This window comes from Pseudomonas sp. HY13-MNA-CIBAN-0226 (assembly GCF_040310305.1).
GTDB classification, from domain to species: domain Bacteria; phylum Pseudomonadota; class Gammaproteobacteria; order Pseudomonadales; family Pseudomonadaceae; genus Aquipseudomonas; species Aquipseudomonas gregormendelii.
This window is the reverse complement of sequence record NZ_JBEOPS010000017.1, coordinates 35,596-54,150: the sequence shown is the minus strand read 5'-3', so window position 1 is coordinate 54,150 and position 18,555 is coordinate 35,596. Positions and strand designations below refer to the sequence as shown.

Here is an 18,555-nt window from a genome sequence, read left to right as displayed (position 1 = left end):
AAGTTGCGATAAATTGCGAAGATTCGGACATGGAGATCCTGGCCATGAGTACCTGGGGCATCACTGACACGCCCCGGAACACCTGGCAGCCATGCCGACAATTTGGTGCTGCAGATTTTGGAGACGCGTTAAATGGCGCATAACGAAGCAGTCGACGTAGTACTGGTAGGGGCCGGCATCATGAGTGCCACCCTGGCCGTACTGCTCAAAGAGCTCGACCCTGCGATCAAGCTGGAAGTCGTCGAGCTGATGGATTCCGGTGCCGCGGAGAGTTCCAACCCGTGGAACAACGCCGGTACCGGTCATGCCGGGCTGTGTGAGCTTAATTACACGCCGCAGGCCGCCGACGGCACCGTCGACATCAAGAAAGCCGTGCACATCAATACCCAGTTCGAGGTGTCGAAGCAGTTCTGGTCCTACCTGACCCGCAAAGGCACGTTCGGCTCGTGCAAATCGTTCATCAGCCCGGTCCCTCACCTGAGCTTCGTGCAGGGTGACAGCGGCGTGTCTTTCCTCAAGGAACGTTTCAATATCCTGAGTAAGCACCACGCGTTCTCGGACATGGAATACACCGAAGACAAGGCCACCATGGCCGAGTGGATGCCGCTGATGATGCCCGGCCGTCCAGCCGGCGAAGTGCTTGCCGCCACTCGCGTGATGAATGGTACCGACGTCAACTTCGGCGCCCTGACCAATCAATTGCTCAAGCACCTGACCAGCGCCCCCGATGCCCAGGTCAAGTACTGCAAGCGCGTTACCGGTCTCAAGCGTAATAACGGCGGCTGGACCGTCAGCATCAAGGACGTCAACAGCGGCAGCACCCGTGAAGTCGACGCCAAATTCGTCTTCCTCGGCGCGGGCGGCGCGGCCCTGCCGTTGCTGCAGGCGTCCGGTATCGAGGAAAGCAAAGGCTTCGGCGGCTTCCCGATCAGCGGCCAGTGGCTGCGTTGCGACAACCCGGAAGTGGTCAAGCACCACCAGGCCAAGGTCTACAGCCAGGCTGCCGTGGGTTCGCCGCCAATGTCCGTGCCGCACCTGGACACTCGCGTGGTCGACGGCAAGAAGTCGCTGCTGTTCGGACCTTACGCCGGTTTCACCACCAAGTTCCTCAAGCACGGCTCCTTCATGGACCTGCCGCTGTCGGTTCGCGCCGGCAACATCGGCCCGATGCTGGCCGTGGCGAAGAACAACATGGACCTGACCAAATACCTGGTCAGCGAAGTGATGCAATCGATGGAACAGCGCCTGGAATCCCTGCGCCGCTTCTACCCTGAAGCGAAAGCCGAAGACTGGCGCCTGGAAGTGGCCGGCCAACGGGTGCAGATCATCAAGAAGGACCCGAAAAAAGGCGGCGTCCTGCAGTTCGGTACCGAGCTGGTTGCGGCCAGGGACGGTTCCCTGGCAGCACTGCTGGGTGCTTCGCCGGGCGCATCGGTGACTGTTTCGATCATGCTCGAGCTGATCGAGAAGTGCTTCCCGAACAAGGCGTCGGGTGAATGGGCGGCCAAGCTGGCGGAAATTTTCCCGGCTCGGGAAAAGGTTCTGGAAACCGACGCGGCGCTGTATCGCAAGATCAATGCGCACAACAACGTTGCGCTGGAACTGGTTGAAGCCAGTAACGAGACCGAAAGCTACGCTTGATTCGGCCTCACAAAAAAACGCCCCATTGGGGCGTTTTTTGTTGGTAAAAGATCTTAACCGCGAGCTTTTTTGATCAGCTCGATGTATTCGGCCGCGTTGCGCTGATCCTTGATCACCGCAACGAAGTCATTGCCCTGCTCATCCTTGCCATCGAGGTCATGCCCGGCCTCGACGAAAAACGTCAGGAATCGCTCGAAATCATCGATGCGCAAGCCGCGGTAGGCCTTGATCAGTTTGTGCAGCGACGGCGAAGTGGCGTCGACCGGCTCGAAATCGAGGAACAACTTGATCTGCTCATCGCCGATCTCGTCACCAATCACTTGCTTCTTATCTTTACGCATTGCCGACTCCAGCTCGCAGACATTTCACGGGGCGGGCAGTTTACCCCTCACTTGGCGCCGTACTCAACGCGGACGAACGCTGCCCGTGTGCAGGTCGGCCCAAACGTGGCCGTTGGCGTAGCTGAGGAACTGGCAATACACGGTGTCGTTGCGCAACAAGTCGATCACCACCCGGTATTGCGCCATCGGGTAGAAAAGCGTCAGGGTCTTGCTTGAGCTGTCGTAGGTCGGCTTCTTCAGGCTTTTGCTTTCGCCGTCGAAATTGACCAGCACCTGATTGATGGTCGCACCTTTGTTCAGGGACTTGCCCTTGAGGCGGATCATCAGCGGCGAGGTGACGGGAATGGGCTGCTGGTTCGACTGGCGCTGGCTGCCCACCACCACCGAGTACTCGGTGACCTGGAGCAATTGCTGTTGCTCAGGTTCGGCGTCACGCACGTTCAGGTCATCGGGGGGCAGGAACTGCGAGTGCATCGGCGCAGGCGCTGCGGCCAGGGGCAGGCTTGCGGTCAGTAACAGGACGGCGCAGCTGCGAATCAAAAGGCTCATGACGGGCTCCGAAGAAGAGGCCAGCACTTTAGCATGCGCCAACATCATTGATTGTGGGAGCGAGCCTGCTCGCGATAGCGTCAGGCCAGGCCAGGCGACATCTTCGCGGCTGACACACCGCTATCGCGAGCAGGCTCGCTCCCACAGGGATCGAAGATCAATCGAACTGCGCGCGCATCCAGGCGTGGTATTCGGCCACACCGGGCTCGCCTTCGCGGGGAGCCCAATCCGGGAGTTCGCCTTCACCTACCGGGCGATACGGGCCGGCCTTGCACTCGAACATCAGGCTGTCGGCTTCCAGCACCACCAGGCCATGAAACACGCCCGTGGGCAGGTCAACGCCAATGCTGTCGCCACCCGCCTGGAGGATACGCTTGCTCACCACCGCTCCGGACTCATCAAAGATCAACAGCCCGAGACGCCCCTTGAGTACCAGCAGGGTTTCCGCCTTGTTGTCACCCAAATGCCGGTGAGGCGGAATGTATGTGCTCGGCTGCAGACCTACCGCCATGCGGTGGCAGGCATCTTCCATCTGATGAAAGTTATGATGCTGGCGCCCGCGCGGGTTCGCCGCCGCTTTCTCGGCCAGTTCAGCGAACAGCGTGTTATCAAGAAAGCTCGGCGTGGTCATTGCTTACATCCCCTTGACGGCAAAAATCCCATTGGCGTTGCGCCAGTAACCCTTGTAGTCCATGCCGTAACCGAAGATGTAGCGGTCGATGCACGGCAGGCCGACGAAATCGGCCTTGAGGTCCGGGCGGGCCTTGCGGTCGTGGTCCTTGTCGATCAGCACGGCGGTGTGCACCTTGCGCGCACCGGCGTGCTTGCAGAAGTCGATGATCGCTCCCAGGGTATGACCTTCATCGAGGATGTCGTCGATGATCAGCACGTCACGGTCGATGAACGACACTTCCGGCTTGGCTTTCCAGAACAGATCGCCGCCGCTGGTTTCGTTGCGATAACGGGTGGCGTGCAGGTAGGACGCTTCCAGCGGGAACTGCAAGTGAGTGAGCAGCTTGCCGGCGAAAATCAGGCCGCCGTTCATCACGCAAAACACCACAGGATTGCTTTCAGCCAGTTGCTCGTTGATGTGCGCACCGACGCGGGCGATGGCCGCCTCGACTTCAGCTTCGGTGTACAGGCAGTCAGCCTCTCGCATGATTTGACGGATATGCTCGAGATCAGCGGACATGGCGCTCTCCAAGGGTGGCGGATTCGGGAAAAGCGGGCAAAGGTACGCATCAAGCCAGGCCAGATCAAGCGTTTGTGGACTAACGTACTCTATGTCTATAGGACAACACCCTCGGATAGATTAATCTAAGCCGGTTTTTTTGCCCGCCGCCGGAGCTTTTCCCATGCCCATCCTCGAGATCCGCCATCCGCTGATCCGTCATAAACTCGGCCTGATGCGCCGTGCAGACATCAGCACCAAGAACTTTCGCGAGCTCGCTCAGGAAGTCGGTGCCCTGTTGACCTATGAAGCCACCAAAGACCTGCCCCTGGAAGCCTACGACATTGAAGGCTGGTGCGGCACCGTGTCGGTCGAGAAAATCGCCGGCAAGAAAATCACCGTGGTACCGATCCTGCGCGCCGGCATCGGTATGCTCGAAGGCGTACTCAGCCTGATCCCGGGCGCCAAGGTCAGCGCCGTGGGCGTGGCCCGCAACGAACAGACGTTGCAGGCTCACACCTACCTGGAAAAACTGGTTCCGGAGATCAACGAGCGTCTGGCGATGATCATCGACCCGATGCTGGCCACCGGCAGTTCCATGGTTGCGACCATCGACCTGCTGAAGAAAGCCGGTTGCCGCGACATTCGCGCCATGGTGCTGGTTGCGGCGCCCGAAGGCATTGCCGCTGTGGAAAAGGCTCACCCGGACGTGACCATCTACACCGCTTCGATCGACGAAAGACTGAACGAACACGGCTACATCATCCCGGGCCTGGGCGATGCCGGTGACAAGATCTTTGGCACCAAGCAGAAGGACGCTTGAGCATGCAGGATGAGTTCAACGATCCGCTCTGGCGCACGGTGCTGTCCGGCGCGCAGATGCTGTTCGTGGCCTTTGGCGCCCTGGTTCTGATGCCTTTGATTACGGGTCTGGACCCTAACGTGGCGCTGTTCACCGCAGGGTTGGGGACGATCCTGTTCCAGATCGTCACCGGTCGTCAGGTCCCGGTATTCCTGGCGTCGAGCTTTGCCTTCATCACTCCGATCATTCTCGCCAAAGGCCAGTTCGGCCTGGCGGCAACCATGGGCGGCGTGATGGCAGCAGGTTTTGTCTACACCTTCCTCGGCCTCGCCGTGAAGATCAAGGGCACCGGCTTCATTGACCGCCTGCTCCCACCGGTGGTGATTGGCCCGGTGATCATCTCCATCGGCCTGGCCATGGCGCCGATTGCCGCCAACATGGCGATGGGCAAGGCGGGCGACGGTGCCGAGCTGATTCCTTACCAGACGGCAATGCTGATCTCGATGCCCGCCCTGCTCACCACCCTGATCGTGGCGGTATTCGGCAAAGGCATTTTCCGCCTGGTGCCGATCATCTCGGGTGTGCTGGTGGGGTTCGCCATGGCGTTCTATTTCGGCGTGGTCGACACCGCGAAGATTGCTGCCGCGCCCTGGTTCGCGATCCCGCACTTCACCGCACCGGAGTTCAACTGGCAGGCGATCCTGTTCATCGTCCCGGTGGCCCTGGCGCCAGCGATCGAACACATCGGCGGTGTCATTGCAGTCGGCAGCGTGACTGGTCGTGACTACCTGAAGAAGCCGGGCCTGCATCGCACCCTGCTGGGTGACGGCATTGCAACCACGGCAGCCGGCCTGTTCGGCGGCCCGCCCAACACCACTTATGCCGAAGTGACCGGCGCGGTGATGCTGACCAAGAACTACAACCCGAAGATCATGACCTGGGCGGCGGTCTTCGCCATCAGCCTGGCGTTCGTCGGCAAATTCGGCGCGCTGCTGCAAAGCATTCCGGTACCGGTGATGGGCGGGATTCTCTGCCTGTTGTTCGGCTCGATCGCGGCAGTAGGGATGAACACGTTGATTCGCCACAAGATCGATCTGGGCGAAGCGCGCAACCTGGTGATTGTGTCGGTGACACTGGTATTCGGGATTGGCGGGGTGCTGGTCGGCACTGGCACAGGGCCGGACGATTTCGGCCTCAAAGGCATTGCGCTGTGCGCGGTGGTGGCCATTGCCCTTAACTTGCTGCTGCCAGGGAATGACAGCTGGAAGCACAAAAAGGCGGATGAGCCTCTGCTGTAAGCCAGGTTTGAAATCGCCATCGCGGGCAAGCCTTGCCCCTACAGATCCTCAGTCGAACCACATGGATGCGCACTGACATGAAATCTGTGGGAGCTAGGCTTGCCCGCGATGCTTTTACAGCGCCAAAGGCGCTCGCTCGCACAACGTGCTCAACGCCTTAGCCCACTGCGGGTCATCGTTCAGGCACGGCACCAGCACCAACTCCTCTCCCCCCGCTTCACGGAACTGCTCCAGCCCGCGGTCGCCGATCTCTTCCAGGGTCTCGATGCAATCGGCGACAAACGCCGGACACATCACCAGCACCTTCTTAACCCCCATTCCGGCCAACTCATCAAGGCGGGCTTCGGTGTACGGTTCGATCCACTTCGCCCGACCCAGGCGCGACTGGAATGACACCGACCACTTGCCGTCCGGCAGCCCCATCCGTTTGGCGAACTCCGACGCGCTGCGCAGGCATTGGGCCCGATAACAGGTGGCCAACACTTCTGGCGAAGCGTTTCTGCAGCAGTCTTCATTCTTGAAACAGTGCTGCCCCGTGGGATCCAGCTTGGTCAGGTGGCGCTCGGGCAAGCCGTGAAAACTCAACAACAGGTGATCGTAATCCTGCTCCAGGTATGGCTTGGCACTGGCAACCAGCGCGTCGAGGTACTCCGGCTGATCGTAAAAAGGCTGCAGCACCGAGAACTGCACATCCAGCTGGTGCTCGCGCACGACCCGCCGCGCCTCTTCAATCACCGTGGTCACGGTGCTATCGGCAAACTGCGGATACAGCGGTGCGAGGGTAATTCGCTTGTGGCCCTGGGCAACCAGCTGCAACAGTTTGGACTCGATCGACGGCTCGCCGTAACGCATGGCCAGCTCAACCGGCCCCTGGGTCCAGTGCGCAGTCATGGCCTGCTGCAGACGACGGCTGAGCACCACCAGCGGCGAGCCGTCCTCCCACCAGATCGAAGCGTAGGCGTGCGCCGACTGTTCCGGGCGCTTGATCAGGATCAGCGAGACCAGCAGGCGTCGCACCGGCCAAGGCAAGTCGATTACATACGGGTCCATCAGAAATTGATTGAGGTAACTGCGCACATCCGCCACCGAAGTGGAGGCCGGGGAGCCAAGGTTGACCAGAAGCAATGCGTGATCGGTCATGCAACGTCCTATTTCAAAGGCGGCTGGACAAGTCGTCCAAAGCCGCACGCAAATCGGTGAACTGGAAGGTGAAACCCGCTTCCAGCAAGCGGACCGGCATGGCCTTCTGGCCACCCAGCAACAACAGGGACATTTCCCCCAGGCACACTTTCAACGCCAGGCTCGGCATTGGCATGAACGCTGGACGATGCAGCACCGCACCCAGGGTCTTGGCAAATTCGCTGTTGCGCACCGGTTTCGGCGCGCAGGCATTATAAGGACCGCTGGTGGTGTTCTGGTGCAGAAGAAAATCAATCAGGCCGACCTGATCCTTGATATGGATCCAAGGCATCCACTGCCGACCATTACCCAGAGGCCCGCCCATCGCGAGTTTGAAAGGCAGTAACAGGCGCGACAAAAAGCCGCCATCGGCCGACAACACCAACCCGGTGCGGATCAGGATGACGCGCAGGCCCAAGGCCTCGGCACGCTGGGCAGTTTCTTCCCAGGCGATGCACAGCTGACTGGCAAAATCGTCAATCACCGGTGCCGACTCCTCGGTCAACTCGCGCTCGCCTCCGTCGCCATACCAGCCGACCGCAGAACCGGAGATCAGCAGCGCCGGTTTCTGTTCACGGGTTTCCAGCCAGGCCAGCAAGGATTCGGTCAGGGTGATGCGGCTGCTCCACAACAGTGCCTTGCGTCTGGATGTCCAGGGTCGATCAGCAATGGGCGCGCCTGCCAGATTGATGATGGCATCCAAAGGTGCCTGCCCGAGGTCTTCCAGCCGGGCAATTCCACGGACCTGGGCGCCGCATATTTTCGCGACCTTTTCCGGTTGGCGGCTCCAGACGGTCAGCGTGTGTCCCTGGCTCAACCAGTGTTGGCAGAGTTGGCGCCCTATCAAACCAGTACCGCCGGTCAGCAATATGTGCATGACTTCTTCCTCGCGTGGCCTTTTATCCTGCTCACTAGTCTATTTTTATAAGCAGGGATCTTTGGTATCGGGCAGTGTCTGTTTAAACAATAGGCCAACCTGTCAGAACTAGAACGCTAAAAGTTATACCAAAAAACAATATTGTACAGGTTTAAACCACGGCGTAGTCTGTACAGAAAGGTAAACGAGGCCCCTATGACTGTACCTATCGCAATCATCGGCACCGGCATCGCCGGGCTCTCCGCCGCCCAAGCCCTGACAGAGCTCGGGCATGTTGTTCAACTTTTCGATAAAAGCCGCGGCAGTGGCGGTCGCATGTCGAGCAAGCGCAGTGATGCGGGGGCTCTGGACATGGGCGCGCAGTATTTCACTGCCCGTGACCGCCGCTTCTCCACGGAAGTGCAGCGCTGGCAAGCCCAGGGTTGGGTCGCCGAGTGGACGCCACAGCTGTACACCTTCCACGGTGGCCAACTGAACCTTTCGCCGGATGAACAGACCCGTTGGGTTGGCACACCGCGCATGAGCGCCATCACTCGCGGCCTGCTGGGCGACCTGGAAGTGCAGTTCGGTTGCCGGATTACCGAGGTCTACCGCGGTGAACAGCACTGGCACCTGCAGGACGCCGAAGGCTTTACCCATGGCCCATTCAGCCACGTGGTCATTGCCACCCCCGCCCCGCAGGCGACTGCCTTGCTCGCCTCGGCGCCTAAGCTCGCCGGTGCCGCCGCCGGGGTAAAAATGGACCCGACCTGGGCCATCGCACTGGCGTTCGACCAGCCGCTGGACACACCTATGGAAGGTTGTTTCGTGCAGGACAGCCCGCTCGACTGGCTGGCGCGCAACCGCAGCAAACCCGGGCGTGACACCGCGCTCGACACTTGGGTGCTGCACGCGACCAGTGCCTGGAGCCGGCAACACATCGACCTGCCCAAGGAAGCCGTGATCGAACAATTGCACGGCGCATTCGCCGAATTGCTGCACAGCGCCATGCCGGCGCCCACCTTCAGCCTGGCCCACCGCTGGCTCTACGCCCGTCCAGCCAGCAGCCATGAATGGGGCACCCTGGCTGACGCCGATCTGGGACTCTATGCCTGTGGCGACTGGTGCCTGTCGGGCCGCGTCGAAGGCGCCTGGCTCAGCGGCCAGGAAGCTGCCCGTCGTCTGCACGAGCACTTGCAATGAATCGCATCAACCCAAGTAAACTGCTGCTGTCGAAATGGACAGCAGCCCAACCGCAACACCGCGAAAAACACTTTATGGTGACCGAGCTGTTCCGTGATGAGGAAGGTGTGGTGCTGGAAATTGAGTTGCAGGCGGTATTAACCAAACGCAATCAACGCATGGATTGGCAAGCCCTGAAAAACAGCGACGCCTGGAAGTTGGGCTGGAATTAACCACCGGCAGGCGCGAGCTTGCTCGCGAAGAAATCCCAGACGTCGCGTTCATCCAGATTCCCCACGTCCTCGTTCACCACCCTCGTCATCAAGCTCGCTCCTGCAGAGTCCTGGCAGTCTAAACGCCGCCCGTGGCAACCCCCGCCGGCAGGGCATGCACAAGCTCCTCACAAAACCTGTACAAATGATTTGACTTGTACAGCTTCGAATCTATGATGAAGTCATGTTGTACATATCTTCGGGTTTGTACAGGTCTGGATTCGAGGTGCCCTGATGTCCAACTCCGCCGTGAAACCGAAAATTGCCATCAGCGCCTGCCTGATGGGCGCCGAAGTTCGCTTCAACGGCGGACACAAGGAATCGCGGCTGTGCAGTCGCACTCTCACCGATTACTTCGAGTTTGTACCGGTCTGCCCTGAAGTGGCGATAGGCCTGGGTATCCCGCGCCAACCGATTCGCCTGATTGGCGACCCTGAACATCCTCAAGCGGTCGGCACGGTCAACCCGGACCTCAATGTCACTGAGCCGCTGGCCGCCTATGGCGAACAAATGGCCGCTGAACTGGGCGATATCTGTGGCTACATCTTCATGCAGAAGTCGCCTTCCTGCGGCCTTGACCGGGTCAAGGTCTACCATGCCAACGGTGCACCGGTAGACGGCGGCGGACGCGGCATCTATGCCCAGGCCTTTTGCGAGCGTCATCCGGACTTGCCGGTGGAAGAAGACGGCCGGCTCAACGATCCGGTACTGCGGGAAAACTTCCTGACTCGGGTGTTCGCCTATAGCGCCTGGCAACAATTACTGCGCGAAGGGCTGAGCCGTCGCGGCCTCACCGAATTCCACTCACGCTACAAATACCAGCTGATGGCTCATAACCCGGTGCAGTACAAAACCCTGGGCAACCTGCTGGGCACCATGGGTCAGACAGAGCCCGACACCATCGGCCCGCGCTATTTCAGCGAGCTGATGGCAGCCTTGAAAAAATGCGCCACGCGGCGCACCCACAGCAATGTCTTGCAGCACATCAGCGGTTATCTCAAACAGGCGATAAGTGCCGAAGACAAACAGGAAATGCAGCACGTTATTGGCCAATACCGCCACGGCATCGTGCCATTGGTGGTGCCCATGACCCTGCTCAAGCACCACTTCCGCCAACACCCGGACCCTTACATCGCGCAACAGGTTTACCTGCAACCGCACCCGGAAAACCTCAGCCTGCGAAATGCGATTTAATGACTAACCCACTCGACACCAGCGCCAGCGAAGACCTCGGCGACGATTTCAAGAAAGCCCTGGACGAAGGCTGGCTGCCGATCCGTGAAGTGGCTCGGCAAACCGGCGTGAATGCCGTGACCTTGCGAGCCTGGGAACGGCGTTACGGTTTGATCGTGCCGCAGCGCACGCCCAAGGGGCATCGGCTGTTCTCGGCTGAACATGTGCAACGTATCCTGACCATCCTCACCTGGCTCAATCGTGGCGTGGCTGTCAGCCAGGTCAAGCAATTGCTCGACACTCCACAAGTCACCAGCGAACCGATCGAAAACGATTGGCATGTGCTGCGCCAGACCTTGCTGCTGGCAGTCACCGGACTGAATGAACGTGCCCTCGACGACGCCGTCAATCAGGCGATGGCGCTGTACCCACCGCGAACCTTGTGCGAGCAGCTGTTGCTGCCGCTGCTCAAGGAGCTGGAACAACGCTGGCAGGGCCAATTTGGCGCGCAGATGGAGCGAGGTTTCCTTTACTCCTGGTTACGCAGCAAGTTCGGCGCGCGCATTTACCACAACAACCGGCAATTACGCAGCGCACCTGTGCTGCTGGTCAATCAGTCAGACCTGCCACTGGAACCGCACCTGTGGCTGACCGCCTGGCTCATCAGCAGCGCCGACTGCCCCGTCGAAGTGTTCGACTGGCCGCTACCGAACGGGGAGCTGGCCCTGGCGGTTGAACACCTGCAAGCCCGTGGCGTGCTGCTGTATTCCAGTAAAGCGATGAACCTGGGTCAGCTACCGAAACTTTTGAATGGCATCGGTTGCCCAAAATTGATTGCCGGACCGACCGTCTGCATTCACCACGTCGAGTTGTCCGCAAAAACCTCCGGTATTCCCGAGCTGTTCCTGGCCGAAGATCCCCTGTCGGCGCACCAGGAACTGGTCCTGCGGGGGGTCATCTGATGAGCTCAACGGACACCCGCATGCAATTGATCTGGCTGCGCAGCGACCTGCGCCTGCACGACAACACCGCGCTCTCGACCGCTGCTGCCCGTGGCCCGTGCGTGGCCGTCTACCTGCTGAGCCCGCAGCAATGGCTGGAGCACGACGATGCCGCGTGCAAGGTGGATTTCTGGCTGCGCAACCTGGCCGTGCTCAGCCACTCGCTGGGCGAACTGAACATACCCCTGCTGATCCGTACCGCCACCCACTGGCATCAAGCGCCACAAGTGCTGCTCGAGCTGTGCCAGCAACTGCAGATCGAAGCGGTACACGTCAACGAGGAGTACGGCGTCAACGAAACCGCTCGAGACGCTGCGGTGGCCGAGGCGCTCGAGGCCAAAAACATCGGTTGGCATAGCTATCTCGACCAACTGTTCTTCAAGCCAGGCAGCGTGCTGACCAAGACCGGTACTTACTTCCAGGTCTTCAGCCAGTTCCGCAAGGTCTGCTACGAACGCCTGCACCGCTCATTGCCGGGCCAAGTACCGGCACCCGCGCCACAAACCGCGCTGGACATCGAGAGCGACAAAGTCCCGGCCCAGGTAGAAGGCTTCGAAGCGCCTGGCGAACACTTGCGTTCGTTTTGGCCGGCGGGTGAAGCCGAAGCCCGGCGCCGCCTGGACGCCTTCGTCGATGCCCAGATCGACTACTACAAAAGCGAGCGGGACTTCCCTGCCAAACCCGGTACCAGCCAGCTGTCGGCCTACCTGGCAGCCGGCGTGATCTCCCCGCGCCAATGCCTGCACGCGGCCCTGCAAAGCAATCAAGGCGAATTCGAGAGCGGCAAGGTCGGGGCAGTCACCTGGATCAATGAACTGCTGTGGCGCGAGTTCTACAAACATATTCTGGTCGGCTACCCGCGGGTCTCTCGCCACCGGGCGTTCCGCCCGGAAACCGAGGCCCTGGCCTGGCGCGACGCGCCTGAAGAGCTACTCGCCTGGCAGGAGGCACGCACCGGTTTGCCGATCATAGATGCCGCCATGCGCCAGTTGCTTGAAACCGGCTGGATGCACAACCGGCTGCGCATGGTAGTGGCCATGTTTCTGACCAAGAACTTGCTGATCGACTGGCGTGAAGGCGAGCGCTTCTTCATGCGCCATCTGATCGACGGTGACCTGGCGGCGAATAACGGTGGCTGGCAGTGGAGTTCCTCCACCGGCACCGACTCCGCCCCCTATTTCCGCATCTTCAATCCGCTGAGTCAGTCGGAAAAATTCGACACTGAAGGCCTGTTCATCAAGCAGTGGGTACCGGAACTGAATGGGTTGAATAAAAAGGAAGTGCACAACCCGGCCGATCTTGGTGGGCTGTTCGGCGTTGCCGACTATCCATCGCCGATCGTCAATTTGAGCACCTCGCGCCAACGGGCGCTGGCTGCATTCAAGAACCTGCCGTCGAGGCAGGACGCAGGAGGCGGCCATGCATGATGTAGCAGTGAGCCTTGCCACACAGTTTGCACTGGGCCCGGTGATCGCCGGGCTGCAAAGGAGAATGGGATGAGCCTTACACCTGCACGCCGTTATTGGTTGACCGGCGCCAGCAGCGGCATTGGCGCCGCATTGGCCGAAGAGATCCTCAAGACTGGCGCGCACCTGGCCGTCAGCTCGCGCTCGACGGCGCCGTTGAAAGCGCTGGCGCAACGGTATCCCGGTCAAGTCCTGGTCGTGGCGGGCGACCTGACCAACAGCCAGACGGTCCGCGAGATCGGCGAGCAGATCACCGAGCAATGGGGGTCGCTGGACACCGTCATCCTCAATGCCGGCACTTGCGAGTATGTCGACGCCCAGCAGTTCGATGCCTCGATCATCGAATACGTGGTGCGCACCAACCTGCTCGCCAGTGCCTACTGCGTTGAAGCCGCGCTGCCTCTGTTGCGCGCGGGCACCGCGCCGCACCTGGTGGGAGTGGCCAGTTCGGTCACCTACCTGCCGCTGCCACGGGCCGAGGCCTACGGCGCATCGAAGGCGGGTTTGCGCTACATGTTCGAATCCCTGCGCATCGACCTGGCGTGCGAAGGCATCGAAGTCACCGTGGTCAGCCCGGGCTTTGTCGATACACCGCTGACCGCCAAAAACGATTTTCCGATGCCCCTCAGCTGGCCTGTGGATAAAGCCGCCCGGCATATTTTCGCCAAGCTGAATAACCGACCACTGGAAATCGCCTTCCCGGCGCTGTTCATGGCGGCCCTGTGGCCACTGTCGAAGATGCCCAACTGCGTCAAGCTGGCGATCGGCAAACGCATGGTGCGCAGCAATCCACCGATACAGGACATCCCGTGAAAATAGCCATCATTGGCAGCGGCATTTCGGGGCTGACCAGCGCCCACCTGCTCAACCGCAGCCACGAGATCACCCTGTTCGAAGCCAGCGACTGGATCGGCGGACATACCCACACGGTGGATGTCACCGTGGATGGGCGCAATTACGCCGTGGACACGGGTTTCATCGTGTTCAACGACTGGACTTATCCCAATTTCATTCGCTTGCTCGGTTTGCTCGGTGTGCGCTTCAAACCCACCACCATGAGCTTTTCCGTAACGGACCCGGACAGCGGCCTGGAATACAACGGCAACAACTTCAACAGCCTGTTCGCCCAGCGCAGAAACCTGCTGTCCCCCGGGTTCTGGGGCATGTTGCGCGACATTGTGCGCTTCAACAAAGAGGCGCTGCGCGACCTGGAAGAACAACGGATCAGCGCTGACACCACCCTGGATCAATACCTCAAGGCCGGCAAATACGGCGAACGATTCATCCTGCATTACATCGTGCCCATGGGCTCGGCAATCTGGTCGATGTCCATGGCTGACATGCTGGCTTTCCCACTGCAGGCGTTCGTGCGGTTTTTCAAGAACCACGGCCTGCTGTCCGTGACTCACCGCCCGCAGTGGCAGGTGATCGAGGGCGGCTCGAGTGCCTACGTGGCACCTTTGATCGCGCCGATGGCTGACCGGATCCGCGTCAACTGTGCGGTCACGCGAGTCGAGCGTGACGCCGACGGCGTCGTTATCCACAGTGCTGCCGGCGTCGAGCGCTTTGATAAAGTGGTGTTCGCCTGTCACAGCGATCAGGCGCTAAAACTGCTGTCCGCCCCGAGTGCCGCCGAGCAATCGATCCTCGGTGCAATGCCCTACGCCGATAACGAAGTGGTGTTGCACACCGATACTCGCCTGCTACCCGAATGCGAACTCGCCCAGGCGGCCTGGAATTATCGGCTTGGAGGGCCCGGGCACACGTCAGCGGCCGTCACCTACGACATGAACCTGCTGCAGGGCATCGACAGCCCTACCCGGTTCTGCGTCAGCCTGAACCAGAGCGCAGGCATCAGCCCATTCAAGGTACTGGCCAAATACACTTACGCTCATCCGCAGTTCAGCCTGTCTGCGGTCGCCGCCCAGGCTCGCTGGGAAGAGCTCAACGGTGCGAACCATACCTGGTACTGCGGGGCTTATTGGGGCAACGGATTTCATGAAGATGGCGTGGTCAGCGCACTGCGCGTGGCTGGCGCGTTGGGTGAAACCCTGTGAACAGCGCCCTCTACAGTGGCTGGATTGCTCACCGACGGTTCAGTCCGCGGCAGCACCAATTTCGCTACCGGATCGGCTTGCTCTACCTGGACCTCGACGAGCAGGACGCGGTACTCGCGCTGTCGCCGCTGGCGGGTCGCAGCCGCCTGGCGCCGTTCTCGTTTCGTGAAGGTGATTATCTCAAGGCCTTTACCGGTACCGGCATGCGCTTGATCGACGCGGTGCGCCAACAGGTCGGCCAGGCCATCGGCCATGAGCCGCAAGGGTCGATCTGCCTGCTGACCCAGGTACGCAGTTGGGGCCTGGCGTTCAACCCGGTCAGTTTTTTCTACTGCCACGAAGCCGATGGCCAACTGGCGGCGATTCTCTGCGAAATCACCAATACCCCCTGGCGTGAACGCTATCACTACGTGTTGCCGGCCAGACCGCCGGAAAACCTTGCGGATTTCCATCAGCATTTCGCGGTGGCCAAGGCCTTTCATGTATCGCCTTTTTTACCCCGGGACCTTGAGTACCGGATGAGCTTCAGTCCTGCCGCAGCAAAACTGGGCGTGCACATGGCGGACTGGCAAGGCGAGCTGAAGCTGTTCGACGCCACGCTCAACCTGGAGCGCGAAGCCCTCGATCGCACCAGCCTGCACCGATACTTGCGTCGCTTTCCATGGATGACCGGGAAAACCTGCCTGGCAATCTACTGGCAAGCCGTACGCCTGCTGTTCAAGGGCACCCCCGTTTTTGCTCATCAACCTGCCGATGGCAGCGTTCAAACCGCCACTGTTGTCCCCAAGGACTGCCGCCATGAAATCCTCTAGCGTTTCGGCCAAGGCCCCGTTGTTCAATACCAATGGCATCACAGGCCTGTTATTGCGTCGCGGGGTACTGCGGCAACTGGCGCACCTCAAACATGGACAGCTGGTGGTCGTTGAAGACGGCGAGCGTCAGATGTTCGGCACGCCAGGCAGCCATTTGCTCGGTGAAATCCACATTCTCGACGCCGCGGCCTGGGGCCTGGTGGCGAGCAACGGCTCGATCGGCGCCGGTGAAGCGTTCATCCATGGTTATTGGAGTTCGCCGGACCTGACTGCCGTCGTGCGGGTCTTCGTCAGCAATCTTGACGTGCTGGACGCCCTGGAACGCGGCCTGGCAAAGCTGGGGCGGCCGCTGGTGCGAGGTTTGCACTGGGTCAACCGCAACACGCGCAAGGGCTCGCAGAAGAACATCGCCGCGCATTACGACCTGGGCAATGAGCTGTTCGAACAGTTTCTCGACCCGACCATGATGTATTCGGCGGCACAGTTCCTCACGCCCGAGGACACTCTCGAGCAGGCGCAGTTGAACAAGCTGGAACGAATCTGCCAGAAGCTTGCGCTCAAGCCGACCGATCACCTGCTGGAGATTGGTACGGGCTGGGGCAGCATGGCGCTGTACGCAGCGCAGCAATATGGCTGCAAGGTCACCACCACCACACTGTCCAAAGAGCAGTTTGCATTTACCGCGCAACGGATCGAGGCGCTCGGGCTGCAAGATCAGGTCACGCTGCTGCTGTCGGACTACCGCGACCTCACTGGCCAGTACGACAAGCTGGTGTCGATAGAAATGATCGAAGCCGTCGGCCACCGCTTTCTACCGACTTACTTCAAGCAATGTGCGCAGTTGCTCAAGAGCAACGGCCTGATGCTGTTGCAAGCTATCACCATTCGCGACCAGCGCTACGAGCAGGCCAAGAGCAACGTCGACTTCATCCAGCGCTACATTTTCCCCGGAGGCGCCCTGCCCTGCGTGCAGAAAATGCTCGAAATCGTCAGCCGCGACACCGACATGAACCTGCTGCACATGGAAGACTTCGGCCTGCACTACGCCAAGACACTGCGCCTGTGGCACGAGAATTTTCGTCGGGCGCACAACCGCCTGAGCGAAATGGGTTACGACGATCACTTCCTGCGGCTGTGGGAGTTCTACCTGTGCTACTGCGAAGGTGGTTTCCTGGAACGCACCATCGGTACCGCGCAAATGCTGCTGGCCAAACCGGCGGCAATCACTGAGCCGCTGCTGGGTCGATTTCATGCGTGAGCGCTTTGCCAATGGCGTGCTTTTCCAGATGGGCTGGTTCGCTTGCGTAATGGGTGGCGACAGTTTGTGGTTACTGGTGCCACTGGCGGCATTGGTGATCCATCTGCTGTGGATAAGTCGCTGGAGCGATGAAGGTCACTTGATTCTCAGTGTGGTCCTGCTGGGGACTACAGTGGACAGCACACTGCGCTGGCTGGGGGTGTTCGACTTCACCGACGTCGCGCCATTGATACCCCTGTGGCTGATGTTGCTCTGGGCACTGCTGGCCACGACCTTGCGCCACTGCCTGGCCTGGAGTGCCAAACCGTGGTGGCTTGCCAGCATTCTGGGCGGCCTTGGCGGGCCGCTGTCGTATTACGCCGGCAGCCAACTGGCCGGCGTGCAGTTTCCCTATGGACCCTGGCCGACACTGGTGGGCATCGGCCTGCTCTGGGCGCTGCTGTTTCCGGCACTGCATTTCATGGCCCGACGGCTGGCGGCGAACACTCCACACTAAACGTCTGTCAGGGCTTTCACACTCGTGCAGCCCACTGCCTTACACTGCGCACCATGAAAACCATTCCCCTCACACCCGTTGCCGAGCCTGCGGTCACCTGCTCGACTTGCGCAGCCTGCTGCTGCCAGCTCGAAGTCATGCTGATTACCGACACGGGCGTGCCCGAGCGTTTTATCGACACCGATGATTGGGGTGGGGAAGTCATGCTGCGTCTGGATGACGGCTGGTGTGCGGCGCTGGATCGCAACACCATGATGTGCACGATCTACGAGAAGCGTCCGTTGATCTGCCGGGAATTCGAGATGGGGGCACCGGAGTGCATCGAGGAACGCCGGGGCATTACCACGGCGTATCGTTGAACGCAGATTCATGCGGGAACCGGCAAGCCCGTTCCCGCATGAATTAATCCCGCCGTTACAGGGGCATCGTGTAATGCAGGGCGTAGCTTTCGACACCGTCGTTATGGCTGCTCAGGCCGGCATTGGAATAGTGCGTGGCACGAATCCCGACCTCATGACCGCCCGTGAAGCGCAGGCCGAAACCGATGCGGTCTTCGAACTGGAAGGACTGGCCAATGTTGTTGTCTTCAAGCTGGGTGTCGGAGAAAAACGCCACACCTACCCCGGCTTCGATGTACGGCTTGACGTTCTGGCCGGCAAACTCGTAGACGAACACGGGTGCAAACGACAGGCTGTTGTTACTGGAAGTCTTGTCACCCTCCCAGTAGGTATACGCGCCGCTCCAGAAACCGGTGAGTCGACCAACGTCGGTCTGCCACCAGCTCTTGTCCCAATCAAACTGCATGCCCAGCCGATAGGTCATGGTTGAATCGCTGGTCGCTCCGACCCCGAACTCCACGCCTGCCGCCTGTGCGGTAAAACTGTGCCCCAATAGTGTGGCCGCAAGCGCAGCCAAGCAGAATAGTCGCTTCACTAGAAACATCCTTTTCCGAACGAATTCGTATGGTTTTTTTGGTGTCGCCATTAATCACAGCTATAGAA

Annotated in this window: 21 protein-coding genes; 14 read left to right on the top strand and 7 right to left on the bottom strand. The window is 60.2% G+C overall.

The genetic code is table 11. From position 1 onward, the window contains the following. The first annotated feature begins 132 nt into the window (after nt 1-132). A complete protein-coding gene (gene mqo / locus AAEZ05_RS19055; protein WP_045059245.1) occupies nt 133-1,641 on the top strand; it encodes a malate dehydrogenase (quinone) in 1,509 nt (502 codons plus the stop codon). A gap of 53 nt (nt 1,642-1,694) precedes the next feature. Here the strand turns inward: mqo and AAEZ05_RS19050 are convergent, their stop codons facing one another. The 4 genes from AAEZ05_RS19050 to AAEZ05_RS19035 all read right to left on the bottom strand — a co-directional run bounded on the left by AAEZ05_RS19050 (nt 1,695) and on the right by AAEZ05_RS19035 (nt 3,723). Next, complete coding sequence (locus AAEZ05_RS19050; protein WP_045059244.1) at nt 1,695-1,982, bottom strand: PA4642 family protein; 288 nt, start codon at nt 1,980-1,982, stop codon at nt 1,695-1,697. 63 nt (nt 1,983-2,045) lie between these two features. Continuing rightward, nucleotides 2,046-2,531, bottom strand: coding sequence for a hypothetical protein (locus AAEZ05_RS19045; protein WP_045059243.1), 486 nt, complete (start codon nt 2,529-2,531; stop codon nt 2,046-2,048). A 157-nt stretch (nt 2,532-2,688) separates the two neighbouring features. After that, nucleotides 2,689-3,162 carry a WbuC family cupin fold metalloprotein gene (locus AAEZ05_RS19040; protein WP_045059242.1) on the bottom strand — a complete coding sequence of 158 codons (474 nt, stop codon included), beginning with the start codon at nt 3,160-3,162 and terminating at the stop codon, nt 2,689-2,691. Between the two features lie 3 nt (nt 3,163-3,165). Beyond that, a complete protein-coding gene (locus tag AAEZ05_RS19035; RefSeq protein ID WP_007905841.1) occupies nt 3,166-3,723 on the bottom strand; it encodes a hypoxanthine-guanine phosphoribosyltransferase in 558 nt (185 codons plus the stop codon). A 163-nt stretch (nt 3,724-3,886) separates the two neighbouring features. On the opposite strand from AAEZ05_RS19035, the gene upp reads away from it, so the two are divergent. Then, nucleotides 3,887-4,525, top strand: coding sequence for a uracil phosphoribosyltransferase (gene upp / locus AAEZ05_RS19030; protein WP_045059241.1), 639 nt, complete (start codon nt 3,887-3,889; stop codon nt 4,523-4,525). A 2-nt stretch (nt 4,526-4,527) separates the two neighbouring features. Beyond that, a complete protein-coding gene (locus tag AAEZ05_RS19025) occupies nt 4,528-5,802 on the top strand; it encodes a uracil-xanthine permease family protein (protein ID WP_045059240.1) in 1,275 nt (424 codons plus the stop codon). Nucleotides 5,803-5,916: 114 nt separating this feature from the next. On the opposite strand, the gene hemH is transcribed toward AAEZ05_RS19025, so the two are convergent. Together hemH and AAEZ05_RS19015 are read right to left on the bottom strand one after the other, a co-directional pair. Beyond that, nucleotides 5,917-6,942: a ferrochelatase gene (hemH, locus tag AAEZ05_RS19020; protein ID WP_205891596.1), complete on the bottom strand. Its 1,026-nt coding sequence runs from the start codon at nt 6,940-6,942 to the stop codon at nt 5,917-5,919. Between the two features lie 13 nt (nt 6,943-6,955). Further along, on the bottom strand, nt 6,956-7,858 hold the full coding sequence (locus tag AAEZ05_RS19015; RefSeq protein ID WP_045059238.1) for a TIGR01777 family oxidoreductase: 903 nt from the start codon (nt 7,856-7,858) through the stop codon (nt 6,956-6,958). Nucleotides 7,859-8,053: 195 nt separating this feature from the next. Here AAEZ05_RS19015 and AAEZ05_RS19010 point away from each other — a divergent pair, with 195 nt between their 5' ends. The 11 genes from AAEZ05_RS19010 (at nt 8,054) to AAEZ05_RS18960 (ending at nt 17,913) form a co-directional block, all read left to right on the top strand. Beyond that, on the top strand, nt 8,054-9,040 hold the full coding sequence (locus tag AAEZ05_RS19010; RefSeq protein WP_045059237.1) for an NAD(P)/FAD-dependent oxidoreductase: 987 nt from the start codon (nt 8,054-8,056) through the stop codon (nt 9,038-9,040). Beyond that, nucleotides 9,037-9,252, top strand: a complete 216-nt coding sequence (locus tag AAEZ05_RS19005) for a TIGR02450 family Trp-rich protein (RefSeq protein ID WP_045059236.1) — start codon at nt 9,037-9,039, stop codon at nt 9,250-9,252. Before AAEZ05_RS19010 ends, AAEZ05_RS19005 begins: the two co-directional genes overlap by 4 nt. A 273-nt stretch (nt 9,253-9,525) precedes the next feature. Next, nucleotides 9,526-10,485 carry a YbgA family protein gene (locus AAEZ05_RS19000; protein WP_045059235.1) on the top strand — a complete coding sequence of 320 codons (960 nt, stop codon included), beginning with the start codon at nt 9,526-9,528 and terminating at the stop codon, nt 10,483-10,485. Beyond that, entirely contained in the window at nt 10,485-11,426 is a 942-nt protein-coding gene (locus tag AAEZ05_RS18995) for a MerR family transcriptional regulator (protein WP_045059234.1), read from the top strand. Before AAEZ05_RS19000 ends, AAEZ05_RS18995 begins: the two co-directional genes overlap by 1 nt. Before the next feature lie 20 nt (nt 11,427-11,446). Beyond that, on the top strand, nt 11,447-12,892 hold the full coding sequence (gene phrB, locus AAEZ05_RS18990; RefSeq protein WP_152644261.1) for a deoxyribodipyrimidine photo-lyase: 1,446 nt from the start codon (nt 11,447-11,449) through the stop codon (nt 12,890-12,892). Between the two features lie 69 nt (nt 12,893-12,961). Continuing rightward, nucleotides 12,962-13,744 (top strand): SDR family NAD(P)-dependent oxidoreductase, encoded by a 783-nt coding sequence (locus AAEZ05_RS18985; protein ID WP_045059232.1) that lies wholly within the window; start codon nt 12,962-12,964, stop codon nt 13,742-13,744. Continuing rightward, a complete protein-coding gene (locus AAEZ05_RS18980) occupies nt 13,741-14,988 on the top strand; it encodes an NAD(P)/FAD-dependent oxidoreductase (RefSeq protein ID WP_045059231.1) in 1,248 nt (415 codons plus the stop codon). Before AAEZ05_RS18985 ends, AAEZ05_RS18980 begins: the two co-directional genes overlap by 4 nt. Then, nucleotides 14,985-15,800 carry a DUF1365 domain-containing protein gene (locus AAEZ05_RS18975; protein WP_045059230.1) on the top strand — a complete coding sequence of 272 codons (816 nt, stop codon included), beginning with the start codon at nt 14,985-14,987 and terminating at the stop codon, nt 15,798-15,800. The genes AAEZ05_RS18980 and AAEZ05_RS18975 overlap by 4 nt, the downstream gene beginning before the upstream one ends. After that, nucleotides 15,787-17,058: an SAM-dependent methyltransferase gene (locus AAEZ05_RS18970; RefSeq protein ID WP_045059229.1), complete on the top strand. Its 1,272-nt coding sequence runs from the start codon at nt 15,787-15,789 to the stop codon at nt 17,056-17,058. Before AAEZ05_RS18975 ends, AAEZ05_RS18970 begins: the two co-directional genes overlap by 14 nt. Next, entirely contained in the window at nt 17,051-17,554 is a 504-nt protein-coding gene (locus AAEZ05_RS18965; RefSeq protein ID WP_045059228.1) for a DUF2878 domain-containing protein, read from the top strand. Before AAEZ05_RS18970 ends, AAEZ05_RS18965 begins: the two co-directional genes overlap by 8 nt. A gap of 53 nt (nt 17,555-17,607) precedes the next feature. Continuing rightward, nucleotides 17,608-17,913 (top strand): YkgJ family cysteine cluster protein, encoded by a 306-nt coding sequence (locus tag AAEZ05_RS18960; protein WP_045059227.1) that lies wholly within the window; start codon nt 17,608-17,610, stop codon nt 17,911-17,913. Between the two features lie 55 nt (nt 17,914-17,968). On the opposite strand, the gene AAEZ05_RS18955 is transcribed toward AAEZ05_RS18960, so the two are convergent. Beyond that, nucleotides 17,969-18,487: an acyloxyacyl hydrolase gene (locus AAEZ05_RS18955; protein WP_045059226.1), complete on the bottom strand. Its 519-nt coding sequence runs from the start codon at nt 18,485-18,487 to the stop codon at nt 17,969-17,971. Nucleotides 18,488-18,555 lie beyond the last annotated feature (68 nt).

Coding starts and splice junctions, on each gene's coding strand:
- AAEZ05_RS18995 (WP_045059234.1), top strand. CDS start 10,485: ATGACTAACCCACTCGACACCAGCGCCAGCGAAGACCTCGGCGACGAT.
- phrB (WP_152644261.1), top strand. CDS start 11,447: ATGCAATTGATCTGGCTGCGCAGCGACCTGCGCCTGCACGACAACACC.
- AAEZ05_RS18985 (WP_045059232.1), top strand. CDS start 12,962: ATGAGCCTTACACCTGCACGCCGTTATTGGTTGACCGGCGCCAGCAGC.
- AAEZ05_RS19000 (WP_045059235.1), top strand. CDS start 9,526: ATGTCCAACTCCGCCGTGAAACCGAAAATTGCCATCAGCGCCTGCCTG.
- AAEZ05_RS19015 (WP_045059238.1), bottom strand. CDS start 7,858: ATGCACATATTGCTGACCGGCGGTACTGGTTTGATAGGGCGCCAACTC.
- AAEZ05_RS19005 (WP_045059236.1), top strand. CDS start 9,037: ATGAATCGCATCAACCCAAGTAAACTGCTGCTGTCGAAATGGACAGCA.
- AAEZ05_RS18970 (WP_045059229.1), top strand. CDS start 15,787: ATGAAATCCTCTAGCGTTTCGGCCAAGGCCCCGTTGTTCAATACCAAT.
- AAEZ05_RS19040 (WP_045059242.1), bottom strand. CDS start 3,162: ATGACCACGCCGAGCTTTCTTGATAACACGCTGTTCGCTGAACTGGCC.
- mqo (WP_045059245.1), top strand. CDS start 133: ATGGCGCATAACGAAGCAGTCGACGTAGTACTGGTAGGGGCCGGCATC.
- AAEZ05_RS19035 (WP_007905841.1), bottom strand. CDS start 3,723: ATGTCCGCTGATCTCGAGCATATCCGTCAAATCATGCGAGAGGCTGAC.
- hemH (WP_205891596.1), bottom strand. CDS start 6,942: ATGACCGATCACGCATTGCTTCTGGTCAACCTTGGCTCCCCGGCCTCC.
- AAEZ05_RS18965 (WP_045059228.1), top strand. CDS start 17,051: ATGCGTGAGCGCTTTGCCAATGGCGTGCTTTTCCAGATGGGCTGGTTC.
- AAEZ05_RS19050 (WP_045059244.1), bottom strand. CDS start 1,982: ATGCGTAAAGATAAGAAGCAAGTGATTGGTGACGAGATCGGCGATGAG.
- AAEZ05_RS19010 (WP_045059237.1), top strand. CDS start 8,054: ATGACTGTACCTATCGCAATCATCGGCACCGGCATCGCCGGGCTCTCC.
- upp (WP_045059241.1), top strand. CDS start 3,887: ATGCCCATCCTCGAGATCCGCCATCCGCTGATCCGTCATAAACTCGGC.
- AAEZ05_RS18960 (WP_045059227.1), top strand. CDS start 17,608: ATGAAAACCATTCCCCTCACACCCGTTGCCGAGCCTGCGGTCACCTGC.
- AAEZ05_RS19025 (WP_045059240.1), top strand. CDS start 4,528: ATGCAGGATGAGTTCAACGATCCGCTCTGGCGCACGGTGCTGTCCGGC.
- AAEZ05_RS19045 (WP_045059243.1), bottom strand. CDS start 2,531: ATGAGCCTTTTGATTCGCAGCTGCGCCGTCCTGTTACTGACCGCAAGC.